The sequence below is a fragment of the Ruegeria sp. L11 genome, from assembly GCF_056531755.1.
In genome coordinates, this window is record NZ_JBQFMI010000010.1 from 1 (window position 1) to 16352 (window position 16352).

Annotated in this window: 20 protein-coding genes; 14 read left to right on the top strand and 6 right to left on the bottom strand. The window is 58.0% G+C overall.

What is annotated here, in order from left to right:
* From ACR0CE_RS14845 to ACR0CE_RS14880, 8 genes are all read left to right on the top strand, one after another.
* Nucleotides 1-215, top strand: a 215-nt coding sequence (locus ACR0CE_RS14845) for a hypothetical protein (RefSeq protein ID WP_480833065.1), incomplete at its 5' end; no start/stop codon positions are given.
* A 196-nt stretch (nt 216-411) separates the two neighbouring features.
* Entirely contained in the window at nt 412-1566 is a 1155-nt protein-coding gene (locus ACR0CE_RS14850; RefSeq protein WP_480833066.1) for a phosphoserine transaminase, read from the top strand.
* A gap of 97 nt (nt 1567-1663) precedes the next feature.
* Nucleotides 1664-3259 (top strand): phosphoglycerate dehydrogenase, encoded by a 1596-nt coding sequence (gene serA, locus ACR0CE_RS14855; RefSeq protein WP_480774129.1) that lies wholly within the window; start codon nt 1664-1666, stop codon nt 3257-3259.
* Nucleotides 3260-3380: 121 nt separating this feature from the next.
* Entirely contained in the window at nt 3381-4109 is a 729-nt protein-coding gene (locus ACR0CE_RS14860; RefSeq protein WP_480774128.1) for a metallophosphoesterase family protein, read from the top strand.
* A gap of 35 nt (nt 4110-4144) precedes the next feature.
* Nucleotides 4145-5023, top strand: coding sequence for a phosphoserine phosphatase SerB (gene serB / locus ACR0CE_RS14865; RefSeq protein ID WP_480833067.1), 879 nt, complete (start codon nt 4145-4147; stop codon nt 5021-5023).
* A 41-nt stretch (nt 5024-5064) separates the two neighbouring features.
* The gene (locus tag ACR0CE_RS14870; RefSeq protein ID WP_480506475.1) at nt 5065-5394 is read left to right on the top strand and encodes an ArsR/SmtB family transcription factor; all 330 of its coding nucleotides are present in this window, start codon (nt 5065-5067) and stop codon (nt 5392-5394) included.
* Nucleotides 5382-5810, top strand: a complete 429-nt coding sequence (locus ACR0CE_RS14875) for an SRPBCC family protein (protein ID WP_480833068.1) — start codon at nt 5382-5384, stop codon at nt 5808-5810. Before ACR0CE_RS14870 ends, ACR0CE_RS14875 begins: the two co-directional genes overlap by 13 nt.
* Nucleotides 5811-5832: 22 nt before the next feature.
* Nucleotides 5833-6153 (top strand): YciI family protein, encoded by a 321-nt coding sequence (locus ACR0CE_RS14880; RefSeq protein WP_267364302.1) that lies wholly within the window; start codon nt 5833-5835, stop codon nt 6151-6153.
* Nucleotides 6154-6158: 5 nt separating this feature from the next.
* Here ACR0CE_RS14880 and ACR0CE_RS14885 read toward each other — a convergent pair whose 3' ends face one another.
* On the bottom strand, nt 6159-7157 hold the full coding sequence (locus tag ACR0CE_RS14885; RefSeq protein WP_480833069.1) for an asparaginase: 999 nt from the start codon (nt 7155-7157) through the stop codon (nt 6159-6161).
* A 179-nt stretch (nt 7158-7336) separates the two neighbouring features.
* On the opposite strand from ACR0CE_RS14885, the gene ACR0CE_RS14890 reads away from it, so the two are divergent.
* Nucleotides 7337-7873: an invasion associated locus B family protein gene (locus ACR0CE_RS14890; protein ID WP_209505046.1), complete on the top strand. Its 537-nt coding sequence runs from the start codon at nt 7337-7339 to the stop codon at nt 7871-7873.
* 81 nt (nt 7874-7954) lie between these two features.
* On the opposite strand, the gene ACR0CE_RS14895 is transcribed toward ACR0CE_RS14890, so the two are convergent.
* The gene (locus tag ACR0CE_RS14895; protein WP_480559954.1) at nt 7955-8425 is read right to left on the bottom strand and encodes a DinB family protein; all 471 of its coding nucleotides are present in this window, start codon (nt 8423-8425) and stop codon (nt 7955-7957) included.
* Nucleotides 8426-8890: 465 nt separating this feature from the next.
* On the opposite strand from ACR0CE_RS14895, the gene ACR0CE_RS14900 reads away from it, so the two are divergent.
* The 4 genes from ACR0CE_RS14900 to ACR0CE_RS14915 all read left to right on the top strand — a co-directional run bounded on the left by ACR0CE_RS14900 (nt 8891) and on the right by ACR0CE_RS14915 (nt 11732).
* On the top strand, nt 8891-9058 hold the full coding sequence (locus ACR0CE_RS14900) for a hypothetical protein (RefSeq protein ID WP_209505044.1): 168 nt from the start codon (nt 8891-8893) through the stop codon (nt 9056-9058).
* 108 nt (nt 9059-9166) lie between these two features.
* Nucleotides 9167-9544 carry a lysozyme inhibitor LprI family protein gene (locus tag ACR0CE_RS14905; protein ID WP_480484164.1) on the top strand — a complete coding sequence of 126 codons (378 nt, stop codon included), beginning with the start codon at nt 9167-9169 and terminating at the stop codon, nt 9542-9544.
* Nucleotides 9545-9637: 93 nt separating this feature from the next.
* Nucleotides 9638-10825, top strand: a complete 1188-nt coding sequence (gene rlmN, locus ACR0CE_RS14910) for a dual-specificity RNA methyltransferase RlmN (RefSeq protein ID WP_480484163.1) — start codon at nt 9638-9640, stop codon at nt 10823-10825.
* A 286-nt stretch (nt 10826-11111) separates the two neighbouring features.
* Nucleotides 11112-11732: a cytochrome P460 family protein gene (locus tag ACR0CE_RS14915; RefSeq protein ID WP_480493906.1), complete on the top strand. Its 621-nt coding sequence runs from the start codon at nt 11112-11114 to the stop codon at nt 11730-11732.
* Here the strand turns inward: ACR0CE_RS14915 and ACR0CE_RS14920 are convergent.
* The 3 genes from ACR0CE_RS14920 to ACR0CE_RS14930 form a co-directional block, all read right to left on the bottom strand.
* Nucleotides 11729-13387, bottom strand: a complete 1659-nt coding sequence (locus tag ACR0CE_RS14920) for a U32 family peptidase (RefSeq protein ID WP_480833070.1) — start codon at nt 13385-13387, stop codon at nt 11729-11731. The two genes, ACR0CE_RS14915 and ACR0CE_RS14920, sit on opposite strands and share 4 nt — an antisense overlap.
* Nucleotides 13388-13451: 64 nt before the next feature.
* A complete protein-coding gene (locus ACR0CE_RS14925) occupies nt 13452-13790 on the bottom strand; it encodes a hypothetical protein (RefSeq protein WP_267363720.1) in 339 nt (112 codons plus the stop codon).
* A complete protein-coding gene (locus ACR0CE_RS14930) occupies nt 13787-14707 on the bottom strand; it encodes a DnaJ C-terminal domain-containing protein (protein ID WP_480833071.1) in 921 nt (306 codons plus the stop codon). Before ACR0CE_RS14930 ends, ACR0CE_RS14925 begins: the two co-directional genes overlap by 4 nt.
* A 160-nt stretch (nt 14708-14867) precedes the next feature.
* Between ACR0CE_RS14930 and ACR0CE_RS14935 the strand changes: the two genes are divergently transcribed.
* Nucleotides 14868-15251: a hypothetical protein gene (locus ACR0CE_RS14935; RefSeq protein WP_267363718.1), complete on the top strand. Its 384-nt coding sequence runs from the start codon at nt 14868-14870 to the stop codon at nt 15249-15251.
* Here ACR0CE_RS14935 and ACR0CE_RS14940 read toward each other — a convergent pair whose 3' ends face one another.
* Complete coding sequence (locus ACR0CE_RS14940; protein ID WP_480833072.1) at nt 15252-16352, bottom strand: cystathionine gamma-lyase; 1101 nt, start codon at nt 16350-16352, stop codon at nt 15252-15254.

Here is a 16352-nt window from a genome sequence, read left to right on the forward strand (position 1 = left end):
AAAACAACCCGCTGAAAAACGCCCCCCACACGGTGCGTGATCTGGTCGGCGACTGGGACCGCCCCTACACCCGCGAACAGGCCTGCTTCCCGCCGGGTTCCATGGGCGTCGACAAATACTGGTCCCCCGTCAACCGCGTCGACAACGCATACGGCGACCGAAACCTCGTATGCACATGCCCACCAATGGACGCATACGAAGACGCCGCAGAGTAACACAAACAAACCCCGCTGAAACATCGGCGGGGTTTTTCGCCAATCGGAAACGCGTGTTCTGATTTGTGCCCGTTTCAGATGTCGTTTTTACCCGGTAAAGCGTCTTTTCCGCTTGCTGCAGGTGCGAAGGCCCCCTAGGTCTGTCCGTGGGACACCCCTCCCCAACGAGGGGCGTGTATCTGGAAGGGTAATACACATGACGATCGAACAACCGGCGACGCGGCCGGCCAATCCGCGCTTTTCTTCCGGCCCCTGTGCCAAACCCCCCACATTTGACCTGACAAAACTGTCCGATGCCGCATTGGGCCGGTCGCACCGTGCCGCTGTCGGCAAGGACAAGCTGAAGGCGGCCATCGAAGGCACGCGTGAGATTCTGGGCATTCCGGCGGATTACCGCATTGGTATCGTTCCCGCCTCGGACACTGGCGCGGTTGAAATGGCGCTGTGGTCTTTGCTGGGTGCGCGCAAGGTCGAGATGCTGGCCTGGGAAAGCTTTGGGTCCGGCTGGGTGACCGATGTGGTCAAGCAGTTGAAGATCGACGCCGAGGTGAAAACCGCGGATTACGGGCAGATCGTTGATCTGGCTTCGGTTGATTTCGCAAATGACGTGGTCTTTACGTGGAACGGCACCACCTCGGGTGTTCGGGTGCCCAATGGCGACTGGATTGCCGATGATCGCCAGGGCCTGACGATCTGCGATGCAACCTCGGCGGCCTTTGCGATGGATCTGCCCTGGGACAAGCTGGATGTAACGACCTTCAGTTGGCAGAAAGTGCTGGGCGGCGAAGCAGCCCACGGGATGCTGATCCTCAGCCCGCGTGCTGTTGAACGGCTGGAAAGCTATACCCCCGCATGGCCGCTGCCCAAGATTTTCCGCCTGACCAAGGGTGGCAAGCTGATCGAGGGCATCTTTACCGGGGCAACGATCAACACACCGTCAATGCTGGCGGTTGAGGATTATCTGTTTGCGCTGGACTGGGCCCGCTCGGTGGGCGGATTGCAGGGGCTGATCGCGCGGGCGGATGCCAATGCGGGTGCGGTACACGCGTTCTGCGACCAGAACGGCTGGATTGCCAATCTGGCCGAGGATGAGGCGACGCGTTCGAACACATCCGTCTGCCTGAAGTTCACCGATGCCCGTATTCAGGACGGTGCAGCCTTTGCCAAGGCAGTCGCCAAGCGGCTTGAGACCGAGAATATCGCGCTGGATATCGGTGCCTATCGCGACGCGCCAGCAGGTCTGCGCATCTGGTGCGGCGGTACGGTTGAAACCTCGGATATCGAGGCGATGCTGCCCTGGCTGGCCTGGGCCTTTGCGACCGAGATCAAAGCGCAGGCGCAGGCTGCCTGAGTTTCATGTGCCGGGCTGAAGCCCGGCCTACCCCATCACCGTTATAGGGCGGGCGTCAGCCCGCTATCCCCCTGAAGAATTCAAAGGACCAAGCAAAATGGCTCCCAAAGTACTGGTATCCGACAAGCTCAGCGAAACCGCAGTGCAGATTTTCCGCGACCGTGGCATCGACGTGGATTTCATGCCCGAGCTGGGCAAAGACAAGGACAAGCTGGCCGAGGTGATCGGTCAATATGACGGTCTTGCCATCCGTTCAGCCACCAAGGTCACACCGACCCTGCTGGAAAAAGCCGACAGGCTGAAGGTCATCGGCCGCGCCGGGATCGGCACTGACAATGTCGACAAAGAGGCGGCCTCGAAAAAAGGTGTGATCGTGATGAACACGCCCTTCGGCAACATGATCACAACCGCCGAGCACGCCATCGCGATGATGTTCGCCGTGGCGCGGCAGATCCCCGAGGCCAGCACCTCGACCCATGCGGGCAAGTGGGAAAAGTCCAAGTTCATGGGGATCGAGCTGACGAACAAGACACTGGGCGTGATCGGTGCCGGTAACATTGGTGGCATCGTGTGCGAACGAGCGTTGGGCCTGAAGATGAAAGTCATCGCTTATGATCCTTATCTGGGCGAAGAGAAAGCCTCCAAGATGGGCGTCGAAAAGGTCGAGCTGGACGAACTGCTGGCGCGCGCCGATTTCATCACCCTGCATGTGCCGCTGACAGATCAAACCCGCAACATCCTGAGCCGCGAAAATCTGGCCAAAACCAAAAAGGGTGTACGGATCATCAACTGTGCCCGTGGCGGTCTGGTCGATGAAGTGGCTCTGTCCGAGATGCTGCAATCCGGCCATGTTGCCGGAGCGGCTTTTGACGTGTTCAGCGAGGAACCCGCCAAGGACAACGCATTGTTCAACCTGCCCAACGTGGTCTGCACGCCCCATCTGGGCGCGGCGACGACCGAGGCGCAGGAGAACGTGGCCTTGCAGGTGGCTGAACAGATTTCGAACTACCTGCTGACAGGCGCGGTCGAAAACGCGCTGAACATGCCCAGCGTGACTGCGGAAGAAGCCAAGCTGATGGGGCCGTGGATCAAGCTGGCAGGTCATCTGGGCAGCTTCATCGGCCAGATGACGGACGAGCCGGTCAAGGCGATCAATATCCTCTATGACGGTGTGGCCGCTGAAATGAATCTGGCTGCGCTGAATTGTGCCGTGGTCGCGGGGATCATGAAAAAGTTCAACCCCGAGGTGAACATGGTCTCGGCCCCTGTAGTCGCGAAAGAACGCGGGATCAAAATCTCGACCACCAATCAGGACAAGTCGGGTGTTTTTGATGGCTACATCAAGGTCACGGTCGTAACGGACAAGCGTGAACGGTCGATCGCCGGCACCGTGTTCAGCGATGGCAAGCCGCGCTTTATCCAGATCAAGGGCATCAACATCGATGCCGAGGTCGGCGCTCATATGCTGTACACCACCAACGAAGACGTGCCCGGCATCATCGGCACGCTGGGTCAGACCATGGGTGAGAGCAACGTCAATATCGCCAACTTTACCCTCGGCCGCGCTGAGGCCGGAGGCGAAGCGATTGCACTGCTCTACGTCGACGAACCGGTCCCGGCCGAAGCGCGGGCGAAGCTTGCCGAAACAGGCCTGTTTACACAGATCAAGCCACTGGAATTCGACGTCGCCTGATCGGGGCTGTTGAGTTTGAGGAACAGTTCAGGACCCGGTTATGCGAATATCCGGGTCCTTTGTTCTCTCAAACCATGATCTGAGGCACAAGCAAGCTGAACTTTACCGCCGGAGGCCGTCTATGACGCAGCCAATCTATGTTATTGGTGATCTGCACGGGCAGGTGGCTGAGCTGGAGCGTGCGCTGTCCCTGATCCAAAGCGACGGCGGACCCGATGCTCAGATCGTGTTTCTGGGTGATTACGTGGACCGCGGCCCTGACAGTCGCGGGCTGATCGAACGCCTGATTGAAGGGCGTGATGCGGGTCGGAACTGGATTACTCTGCTGGGCAATCACGACCGCATGTTTGCCTGGTTCATGGAAGACACTCCGCGCCACGATCCGCATTTGTTGGTGGGATACCACTGGTTGCATGACAGGTTGGGCGGGGTCGACACCCTGCGCAGCTATGGGGTGGAATTCGAAGGTCAGATCCGCCTTGAAAACCTGCACAGGATGGCGCAGGCAGCGGTGCCGAAGTCGCACCTGACCTTCCTGCGCGATCTGGTGGTGATGCATCAGACCCCCGAGATTGCCTTTGTTCACGCGGGTATCCGTCCGGGTGTCCCGCTGAATGAACAGCAGGCAAGTGATCTGATCTGGATCAGACAGGACTTCCACGACTACCAAGGCCCGCATCCCAAACTGATCGTTCATGGACACACGCCTGTGGATCAGGCGACGCACTATGGCAACCGGATCAATCTGGACACGGGGGCCGGGTACGGACGCCCGACGGGCGTCGCCGTATTCGAGGGACAGAATTGCTGGGAACTGACCGAACAAGGTCGAACACCATTGACGCCCTGACCGTTCCGCATGGGTATGACACTGGAGATTGGAATATGTACGTCGCCACTTTGCTGACCAACCCGGCTGCACCCTCACTGGACCGCGCCTTGCCAGAATCGCTGCGCAACGCGTGGGGCGGTGGGGATGTCCTGTGGCTCAGCCCGGACGAGGCGGTCGAGTTTGACCTGCGCGACATGCCCGCCAATCGCTGGGACGTTTGGGCAGACTTGCAGGGCATGGGCGTGGACCTGATTGTGCAGCCCGCACAGGGGCGGCGCAAACAGATGCTGCTGGCCGATATGGACAGCACCATGATCCAGCAGGAATGCATTGATGAACTGGCGGATGAGGCTGGCGTCGGCGAAAGGGTCAAGGACATCACCGCCCGCGCCATGAACGGAGAGTTGGATTTCGAAGGTGCCCTGATCGAACGGGTTGGTCTGCTGAAGGATCTGGATGAAAGCGTCATTGGCAAAGTTCTGCGCGAACGGATCACGCTGATGCCCGGCGGACAGGCGTTGCTGGCAACGATGCGGGCTAACGGAGCCTATGCTGCACTGGTGTCCGGTGGCTTTACCGCCTTCACCACGCGGGTGGCAGAACTGCTGGGGTTCGATGAAAACCGCGCCAACACTCTGCTGGCCGCAGATGGCAAACTGACGGGCGATGTGGCGCGTCCTATTCTGGGACGTCAGGCCAAAATCGAGGCGCTGGAACAGATCTCCACTCGCCTTGGCCTGTCCGAAGTTGACGTGATCGCCGTCGGCGACGGGGCCAATGATCTGGGCATGCTGGGGCGGGCCGGAACCGGCGTTGCCCTTCATGCCAAGCCGTCGGTGGCCGCGAAATGCGATGTGCGGGTGAATCACGGCGACCTGACGGCACTGCTTTACCTGCAAGGGTACAGTCGCGCGGATTTTGTCGAGTCTTGACAGGGCTTTTCATTATTTAACATTTGTGTTAAATATAGGTCATGAGCACGCTTCTGACCACCTTTTCCGCTTTGTCCGACGCCACCCGGTTCTCGATTGTCGAGCAATTGATGGAGCAGGGCGAACTGCCCGCCGGTGACCTGATCGAAGGGCGCGGAATGTCCGGCGCTGCGATTTCGCGCCATCTGAAAGTATTGCGCGAAGCCGGGCTGGTTGAACAGCGCGTGCGGGGCACCCAACGGATGTACTCCATCCGGCCCGACGGGCTGCGGATGATTGCCGACTGGACGATCTCCAAACGGCAATTCTGGGAAAGCAGCCTCGATCGCCTCAGTGATATCATCGAAAGGGAGAATTCATGGCCGACCTGAAACTGGAACGGGACTTCCCCGTCAGCCCAGAAGACCTGTTTGCATGGATCAGCGACGGCAGCCGGTTGTTGCAATGGTGGGGGCCCGAAGGGATGCACGTGCCTGAACACAATCTGGATTTCTCGCGCACCGGCCCGTGGTATTCGGTCATGGAAAACGGCGAGGGCCAGCAATACAAGGTCTCGGGCCACGTCACGCATGTCGACCCGCCAAACTCGGTGGGGTTTACCTGGGGCTGGCATGACGATCAGGATCAGCGCGGGGCCGAAAGCCACGTCATCTTTACAGTCACAGCGACAGGCACGGGGTCACGCCTGGTTTTGGACCACCGCGAACTGGCCGATGCCGAAGCAGCCGCGAACCACAATCAGGGCTGGACGTCTTCGCTGCGCAAACTCGAAGCGAAGTGCAAATAACGTTTCATCAGGGAGGAGCGATATGCCCCAATATTTGTTTGTCTATCACGGGGGACACACCCCGACCGACCCCGCCGAGATCGAGGCGACCATGGCCGCTTGGGGCGCATGGTTTCAGGGTATGGCCGAAGCGTTAGAGATCCCCGGCAACCCGGTCGGACAATCCTATACGGTCAGCAGCAGCGGGGTTGTCGACAATGGCGGTGCGAACCCGGCTTCGGGCTTTACCGTGATTAAGGCCGACAGCATCGAAGCCGCGACCGAGATGGCCAAGGGTTGTCCGATGGTCGTCAACGGTTCGGGCTCGGTCGAGGTGGCCGAGGTGCACGAGATCGAGATGTAGCGGCCTTAGCCGGGGAAACCCGACGCAGGTTTGATCACGCCGCATTCCAGCCCCCGGCGGCTGTATTGCGTGGCGTTCATGAATTTGCGGGTGGCCGGGTGATCGGCCTCCAGCACACCAAGGCTCACCAGAATAGCGGCGATGGCACATTCGCTGGCCCGTGTGGTGCCATCGGTGATCTTCAACGCAACGCCCATGCGTTTTTCCGGGATGATGGCCACAAACACCGCCTCGGCCCCGGTCTTGATGGCGACGCGCCCGTTCATGGCGCGCATCAGTTCGGTGCAGGCACGGGTCTCACCGGCTACCAGTTCCGGGTGTTTCACCATTGCCGCCACCAATTGCACCGCCGCCTCGCTGGAACGGTCGGACCGATCCGAGGCGCTTGCGAACCACGCCATCGACCGGGCCAGCCCGGCCAGCGACACGGCGAAATTCGGGGCGGAACAGCCGTCAATACCGTAACCGGGGCTGGTTTCGCCTGACGTCTCTTCGATGGCAGACAAGCAGGCCTGTTGCACCGGGTGATCAATTTCCAGATATTCCGGCCCTGCGCCCATATGCTGACCCAGTGTCAGGAAACCACAATGCTTGCCGGAACAATTGTTGTGGATCTGGCACGGGGTGTCATCCGCCAGGATCAGCCGATCCCGCGCGGCAGTGTCTGCCGGCTCCTGTGGCCCGCAGCGCAAGTCGTGCTCGCTCAGCCCCAGATGATCAAGCCACGCCGTCACGCGGTCGGTATGGATCGCGGCCCCGTTGTGTGACGCGCAGGCCAGCGCAAGATGTTCGCTGTTCAATCCGTATTTTGCCGCGGCTCCTGACGTGACCAGCGGAAGCGCCTGAATCATCTTGGCGGATGAGCGCGGATAGATAACCGCCTGCGGGTCGCCCCAGCTGCGCACGATCTGGCCGGTGTCGTCGCAGATGACCGCGTGGCCCAGATGCAGGCTTTCCAGCAACTTGCCGCGCCACAGTTCTGTCATTGCTACGGGCTGCGTCATCAGGACCTCCGAAATTTATGCGCAAAAATCTGCCAATCGCCCTTTCGCCTGTGGCGAAACCTGCGTTAGTGTGTGTATGTCGGCAATCATCGGAATGCGCAACGGAATAGACGGGCCGGAAGGGTTCGCAGCCATGTCCGATGGATTTGAGGTATCGGTCGAGCTAGGAGGCTGGACAAATGGGATCAATGCTCGTTCGTACGATTGCGGGCCTGTGTGTGGCAGGCATCGCCGCAACGTCTGCACTCGCCCAACAGGCGACAAGCACAAACCGGGTTGCTGCAAAAACGGACTGGAGCGTTTTTGTCGAAGATGATCCCACCGAATGCTGGAGCGTTTCGGCCCCCAAGGAAACCGTGAACACCCGGGGCGGGCGCGTCGTATCCGTGCGGCGCAGCGACATCCTGTTGTTTGTGTTCTATCGCCCCAATGCCGAGGTCAAAGGGCAAGTGACCTTTACCGGCGGCTACCCGTTTGCTCCTGGATCGACGGTGAACCTGAATGTCGACGGGTCCGAGTTTGAACTGTTCACCGAAGGTGAGTGGGCCTGGCCCGCATCAGATGCAGATGACGCCAAGATCGTCACCGCGCTGAAACGCGGAACCGAGGCTGTTCTGACTGCCCGGTCCGAACGCGGCACACAAACCAAGGACACCTTCTCGCTGCTGGGCTTTACCGCAGCAATCGAAGACGCCGAAAAGCGCTGCACCAAGTAAGCACCCCGACCTAAGCAAATGGTCCCGTCTTTGGCGGGGCTTTTTTTTTGATTGGCTACGGTCAACGGCGTTCAGCAATTGCTACGGCATTCCTGAAATGTCCGTTGGTTCAGGAGTTACCCCTGTCGCAGTGAGCATGGCATGTACCTGTCCCCGGTGATGGGTTTGGTGGTTGAAAAGCTGAACGACACAGACAGCTTTCGGCATTTCAATTTTGGCAGAGCCGTCCGGAGGGTACCATTTGATCGCGCCCTTGAGATCTGTGTCGGTTGTACTGGCTGCCCACCGTTCGATTTCCGCGTCTCGTTCTATGCGTAAGCTTTTGAACTCAGACCAGTCTGTTGGACTGGTTAGTGAGTGTGTGATCGTATCTTGTGGGCGTTCATTGCCTTTAATGCGCTCAAGGATAAGCGCGTCGGCCCAATAGAGGTGGTTCAATGTCCCGGCGATGGACTGAAAAAAAGCGCCTCGATCCATCCAACGCTCGGCATTTGTCAATTCGTTGGCCGCTGTAACGAGTGAGGAGTTTTGCCAGCTGTTGTAGCGTGCCATGAGTTGGCAATATTCGGCTGAAATCATTTTCAATGACCTTAGTTCTATTGAAGGGATTGTGGAAAGATGGGGCGCTTAGCATTGGCATTGAGCAAATTGCGCCTTCAAACGGGCAGGCTAGCGCGCCGCCGCGTGACGCCATGTTAGATGCGCCACCGACTTTGCGTAAGCTTTTTCTTATTTGTGCATGTCGGGGTTCAGTATCACCGAGCGCCGCTTTCGGTACGCTCCGCATTCAAACAGTATGCCACACAAGCGCTTCCGTCGTAGTTATGTTGAAACCCTCTGAGATGGGGAACCTTCAACACCGCAGAACTCAATAACAATGTGGAACAGCACTGTTACTCACCCCAGAGCGCAAGATGCAACTTTACGCAGGATCAACCCGTTTACTTGATCCGTATCAATGTGAGCCCTGACGATTTCCGAACTAATCAGTTCAAGAGAAACCAAGGAGTTGCCACCATGCTGAACAAATCTCTTGTCGCGTTGATGATGATATCAGCCATGCTGCTGAGTGCCTGCGAAAACAAGGGCGAGACTTATCCTGTAACCGGCGAACAATGCGGACCGAACGATCCGGTCAAGACCCTGGATGCCGAAGATTGCTATATCCCACCCGCGGGTGTCTGACGCGGAACTGCATTTCCGTTGGTTTAGGGGGCCAACCGGCATCTAAACCTTTCTGGCAAAACATGTTACTCTGGCCTGACCCCAGCTGAATGGATGAATGAGGCGGCCATGCGTCTGATCTTGATCGCGCTGCTTTTGCCAGCCACCGCAACCGCCGACCCGGCGTTGGAATGTTCCGACGCCGGATCACAAGTCGAAATCGGATCCTGCGTCGGAGAGATGGAAGCACGGGTCTCGCGCGCGCTGCAGGTGAGTTTTGATTTGGCGGTACAATCTGCCAAGGAGCTGGACGAGGTCACCGGGCGGATAGTGGCTGAACCTGCCCTCATAGCGGCGCAACAGGCCTGGGAAACCTATCGCGATACGCATTGCACCGCCGTCGGCGCGTCGTTTGGTGGCGGATCGGGTACAGGTATCGCAATCACATCATGCCGGGTGAATTTGGGGCGGGCACGCGTTGAGGAACTGTTGAGTTTTGCAGACTGACTGAAACGATTCCTTTTGATCTTTGCACAGGTTCCTATATAGAGGCGCATCCCAAGCCAGAATCCTTGAAGATACGCCTCAGCAGGTACCACAATGTCGCCCAAAGCGCCGATCACTCAAGACGTCATGACCCTCCCTCGCAAATTGCCCGAGGGGAAGGTGAACCTTGTCGGTCTCACCCGCGACCGTTTGCGCGAGGTCCTGATCGAACATGGTACGCCCGATAAGCAGGCAAAGATGCGTACCGGTCAGATCTGGCAGTGGATCTATCAATGGGGCGTGCGCGATTTTTCCCAGATGACGAATCTCGCCAAAGCGTACCGTGCGCAACTGGCCGAAAACTTTGTGGTCGAGATACCCGAGGTGGTGACCCGACAGGTATCCGAGGACGGCACCCGCAAATATCTGTGCCGTATCGCGGGCGGGCACGAGGTCGAGGTGGTCTACATCCCCGAAGAAGATCGCGGTACGCTGTGCATTTCATCTCAGGTCGGATGTACACTGACATGTTCGTTTTGTCATACGGGCACCCAGAAGCTTGTACGTAATTTAACATCTGCCGAAATTGTCGGGCAGATCATGATGGCGCGCGACGATCTTGACGAATGGCCGACCCCCGGTGCGCCAAAGGATGAAACGCGCCTTCTGTCAAACATCGTTCTGATGGGAATGGGCGAGCCGCTTTACAATTTCGAAAACGTCCGCGATGCGATGAAGATCGCGATGGACCCCGAGGGGATTTCCCTGTCGCGCCGCCGCATTACGCTGTCGACCAGTGGAGTGGTACCCGAAATTGCGCGCACGGCTGAGGAAATCGGCTGTCTGCTGGCGATCTCGTTCCATGCAACCACGGATGAAACCCGCGACGTTCTGGTTCCAATCAATAAACGCTGGAATATCGAGGAGTTGTTGCAGGCGCTGGCCAGCTATCCCAATGCCTCGAACTCCGAGCGGATCACGTTCGAATACGTGATGCTGGACGGTGTGAATGACAGCGACGCGGATGCCCATCGTTTGATCGACCACATCAAGCGTCACAAAATTCCGGCCAAGATCAACCTGATCCCGTTTAACGAATGGCCCGGCGCGCCGTACAAGCGCAGCTCGAACAACCGCATCCGCGCTTTTGCCAACATCATCTATCAGGCAGGCTACGCCTCTCCCATTCGCAAGACACGGGGCGAGGATATCATGGCGGCGTGCGGTCAGTTGAAATCGGCAACCGAACGTGCCCGCAAATCGCGCAAACAAATTGAGTCCGAAGCCGGTTTAACCCCGTAGTTTTTCTGTTCGGTTCATCATGGATCGGGTGGTCGTGCTTTGATTGTCCAAGATGACCGCCTGCACGCATGAAGTGTGCCTGTAAACTTAATGTTTCAGATGCTGATTCAATATGCATAATTTGCTATATTTCAATGATTCAATGCCGCAGGATGCAGGTTCAAATCGATGCACAAGGCGGTGAGATTCCGGGACCTGAGCTGGTAAGAGTTCCCGGAGCCGCTAGAATAAGAACTCTGTCGTCACGTGGCGCTCAGGCGAACTGATTTTCAGGTGGGTCGTAATAATGGACTCCTATCTACGAATAATTCTCCAGCACAAAGCCATTGCGTGCGCGATACTTCTGATTTCTTCAGGACTGGCAACGGCGGATGGTCACAACGCTCATATCGCGATCGAAAATCCGGCAGAGCTGAGCAAGGATGAGGCCGCGGCCCACTACCATTCACTAAGCCGTCGCATGGCACGGGGGTATGCCGCGGCGCAACTGGATCTGATCCTCAACTACCAAAGCTGGCCGCTTTTTAACGACGCGCCTTATATCTCGGCCACGCACGGGCAGCGTTACGTAAACTCGTATGCCAACCGAATGGCACATAACTACGGGACATTGCAGCAAGGCGAAAAACTTCCCATGGGATCGGTGCTTGCCAAGGACAGCATGACGGTGACCGATGAAGGTCACATACATCCAGGCGCCATGTTCATAATGGAAAAATTGCCAGACGGTACCAGCCCGATCACCGCTGACTGGCGTTATATAATGGTGCTGCCGGACGGGTCGGTGTTCGGGGATACTATGGGGGACCGCGCCAGTGAGGTCGCGTACTGCCATGTCTGTCACGAGCAAGTGGCGGATCGCGACTATACGTTCTTTATCCCCGAAGAATATCGGGTGGGAAACTAAGCCGGTTCACCCGGCAGCTTGAGTTCTGTCGCCTCACGGCGGCTGAGCTGTTCGCCTTGTTTTCGTTTGGACAGTACCTCGCGGGCCAACGCGTATTTGTCATCCTGCCAGAAGATCAGGCATCCGTTGCAGCCCTTGCCGCAGCATCCTTCCGTGCCGATGCGGTTTGTCTTGAACCGGCGTTCGTTACCGTCTTCGCCAATCTTTTCAACCAGATCATCGCGACGGCGTGCATAAGCTGTTGAATTGTCGCGACCGGAGGTTTCCAATCCCTGCACGAGCTTGTCAAAGCGAATGCGGCTCCAGTGTTCGTCGGTCAGGGCGCGTTCCTTGCGCAGCACTGAATAGACCGGAAAACGGGCGCGCAGATCGTCGATATCCTCGTGATCAAACAGGGTGAAAGGCAACCGGATGATGGTTTTTGTGCTGCCATGAACCACGTCCAACCGTGCGCCATCATGGGCGCGTTCGAAATCATAGACCCGCAGCAGAACCGTGTCGCGTGCGACTGGCGAGACGAAATCCAGCACATCACCCGGTTCCAGCTTGTTCTTCACCTCAACCAGAAAGGCATCCTCGGTCACTTCGGTGACGATCCCGGCATATTCCCATTGCGAGATCGAGGCCGTGTGTTCGTAATCATGTGCATAGTTTGTCAGCCGACCCTCGTGAAAGGCCAGCGTATAGCCGCGATTTCCGACGGTTTCGAGCTCGCGCATGTAAGGCTTGGGGTCCCAGTTTTCGGGATCCGCGAAATAGTCATCGATGGCCATACGATAGGCCCGCGCGACGATCGCGGCGTAGTATTCCGATTTGCCGCGCCCTTCGACCTTGAGGCTGTCGACACCGATTTTCAGGTACTCGTTCAGCTTCGGCATGATGCAGAGGTCGCGTGAGTTGAGGATGTACGAGCCGCGATCATCCTCTTCGATGGGCATCAGGTCACCGGGGCGGCAGCCTTCTTCCAGCAGGAATTCGAACAGGTCGGCGTTTTCCTCGGTGATACGCAGCTCCTGATGTGTGCCATCCTTGAGGCGCAGTTTCAGACCATAGTTCCAGCGACAGGAATTGGCGCAGTTGCCCTGGTTGGCCCCGCGTTCGGCCATGAAATTCGACAGCAGACAACGGCCCGAATAGGTCATGCACATAGCACCGTGCACGAAGGCTTCTAGCTTAATATCAGGGCATTTCTCACGGATCTCGACCAGTTCGGGATAGGAAACCTCACGCGCCAGAACCACCAGCTCGGCGCCCTGATCCTGCCAGAACTTCACCGACAGCCACGAACAGATATTGGCCTGGGTCGAGATATGCAGCGGCAGTTCGGGCGCGCGCTCGCGGACGTATTGGAACACGCCTGGATCGGCGATGATCAACCCGTCGGGCTGCACCTTGCGCACCGTGTCGATATATTCATCCAGCTTCGGGATGTCTTTGTTATGCGAGAACAGGTTCAGTGTCAGGTAGGCGCGCCGGCCATGGCTGTGGCAGAACTCGATCCCTTCAATCACCTCGTCCAGCGAAAACTCGGACTTGGTGCGCAGCGACATATCCGGCGTGCCCAGATACACGGCGTCTGCCCCATAGAGGATGGCGAGTTTAAGTTTGCGCAGATTGCCCGCAGGCATCAGCAATTCGGATCTGGGCTGGGTCATGGAAGCTACCTGACAAAGGATCAAGGCGGCCTTCTACGCCAAAATCATTGCGCCCAAAACCCTGTTATCTGCGACGGAACCGCGCTGTGCCAATGACCTCGATCAGTTGTTTGCGCACCGGCTCGGGTTGCGCCTCGACTGCGTTCAGAACCTCACGCAGTTCAGCGCGCAGCCCATGCATCTGATCAATCAATGAGATCATCATCGACAGCGCATCGGCCTCCATGTCGTATTGCTCGTGCAACTCGCAAGCCAGTTCCAGCCGGGCAACGTCGATACTGTGATAGACCAGCCCCTGCTCCGATTGTTCAGGGATCACGATTTCGGCCGCAAGATACTCGGTCAGGCGGTCCGAGGTCAGGCGCGAGACGGTTTCGATCAGTTCCTTTTCGGTCAGGGTCATGACGGCATTCCTTTCCGCGGATCGTAGCGGTGCGTTTCGCGCCATGTCTCCATGAACTGCCTGAGATCATCATCGATCTTGTCGGGCATCGAGACAGTCAATTCGATCAGTTGGTCGCCGCGCAGGGACGAGCCGCGCTTCTTCACCCCCTTGCCGCGCAGGCGAAGGGTTTTGCCGCTGCTTGTGCCCGCCGGAACATTGACGTTCACACCGCCATCGATGGTGGGGGCGGCGACTTTCCCGCCCAGAATGGCCTCATCGATGCTGATCGGCAGCGTGATATGGATGTCGTCGCCCTGACGGTCAAACACCGGATGTTTGGCGACCGTGACGGTCACCAACGCATCCCCCGGAGGGCCTTCGCCATAACCCGGAGCACCCTTGCCGCGCAGGCGGATGGTCTGACCTTCGGTTATACCGGCGGGGATCTTGACCTCGATCCGATTACCGTCTGGTAGGGTCAATTTCTGGCTGGCGCCAAACACGGCATCCAGAAAGCTGATTTGCAGGGAATAATTCAGGTTATGCCCCGGCGCATGAAACTCATGCCTTTGCTGGCCGCCAAATCCACCGCGGCCGCGCATGAATTCGGCAAAGATGTCCGACATGTCGTCCGGGTCCGCCTGACGCCCGCGATAGGGGTTTCCAGCGGCCTCAGCATAGTCCCGGTAATAGTGTTGTTGCGGGCGTTCCTGACCCGATGCGTCGATTTCGCCATTGTCGTAACGGGCGCGGGTTTCAGGATCTTTCAGCAAGTCATACGCAGCAGCTGCGGCCTTGAATTTGGCCTCGGCCTTGGCATCGCCGGGTTTCAGGTCCGGGTGGCACTTCTTGGCAATACGCCTGTAGGCTTTCTTGATTTCGTCGGCACTGGCGTCTTTCGATACGCCAAGGACGGAATAGGGATCGTCGCTCATCTCACACTCACGGGTCAGGGACAGGTCTGATCTTGATGAATGTGTTCTACCACGTGTTTTCAACGGGTCAAAAGGAAGAGGCGATTGAATTGTCTCGAAAAAACTCAGAAGCCTGCTAATATCTTCATATTTCTGATTGTAGATTGACGGAGGCCATCCCATGTCGCGCAGAATCAAATCCGCTTTGGCCCTGCTGGCCGGCAATGCCATCGGGCTGTTGCTGGCTTCGCTGATACTGTCCGGTTTCGCGATCAAACCGATCTCATTTATCGTGGTTGTGATTGTTTTCACCGTCGTTCAGGTGATCGCCGAGCCCTTGATACTGAAGCTTGGCGAAAAGAAAGCGCCCGCATTGAAAGGCGGGATCGCTCTGGTCGTAACATTTGTGGGCCTGCTGGTGACCGACCTCATCGCGTCGGGGCTGACCGTTGGCGGTATCTCGAACCTGCTGGCGGCGACGCTGCTTGTCTGGCTGGGGGCGCTGATCGCCAGCGTGGTACTGCCGATCTACGTTTTCAAGGACCTGCGTGCCGCGAAGAAGTAATCACAGCGCGTTCAGGCTGGCCTCGATCGCCTTCCACAGTTCGTCCACCGGTTCGCATCCAACGGACAGGCGGATGAAGGCCGGGTCGACACTATCGCCCCAGCGCGCGCGGCGCTCGGCCGAGCTGTGAACACCACCGAATGAGGTGGCGGGGCGCAAAAGCGGGCAAGTGTTGATGAAGGCTTCGGCCTTGTCTTCGCTTTCCAAAGTCAAGGATAGCAGAAATCCGAACCGTGCCGTTTGTGCCTGCGCCAGTGTGTGTGATGGATCATCGGCCAGCCCAGGATAGCGGACCTGTTTGACCGCCGGGTGACCTGCCAACCGTTCCGCTATTACCTGAGCCGAGTTGCACATCCGGTCGAACCGGACATCCAGCGTTTCCAACCCGCGATGCAACAGCCATGCCTCATGCGGTCCGGGGATTGAGCCGGAGACTCTCCGCCATTCCTCGACCCGTTCCATGATGTCACTGTTGCGGCTGGCCACGTGACCCATCAGCATGTCGGAATGCCCGCCCATCGCCTTGGTGTCGGACGACACGACCACGTCGATGCCCAAATCCAACGGGCGCTGACCCAGCGGTGTCATCGTCGTATTGTCGGCAATCGTCACCCCGCCAGCAGACCGCACCTGTTCGGCTATAACTTTCAGGTCAATCATGTCCAGACCGGGGTTCGAAGGGCTTTCGGCGAACACAACGTCAAACCCGTCAAAACCACCTTCGGCAAACGCAGTGGTCGGTCGCTCTTCAACTGTCACGCCAAGACGCGAAAGGAACAGGTCCGCCAGCAGACGGGTGACATAGTACCCGTCCGAAGGGATCAGAAGGCGCGAACCGGCTTGCACCGTTGCAAACAGAGCCGCAGAAATCGCGGCCATGCCGGACGGGAAGCTGCGACAAGGCGCGTCTTCCAGATGCGACAAAACATGCTCAAGATGTACCCAGGTGGGGTTATCGACACGGCCATAGGTCGGGTGGCCGTCCGGCGCACCGGGCAGATGGAACATGCTGCTTTGCGTCAGTGGAAGGGCGACGGGTTCGCCTTTTGACAACGCGTTGCCACGCAGGTGGAGCATTTCGCCTGTCTTTGGAGTTTTCAT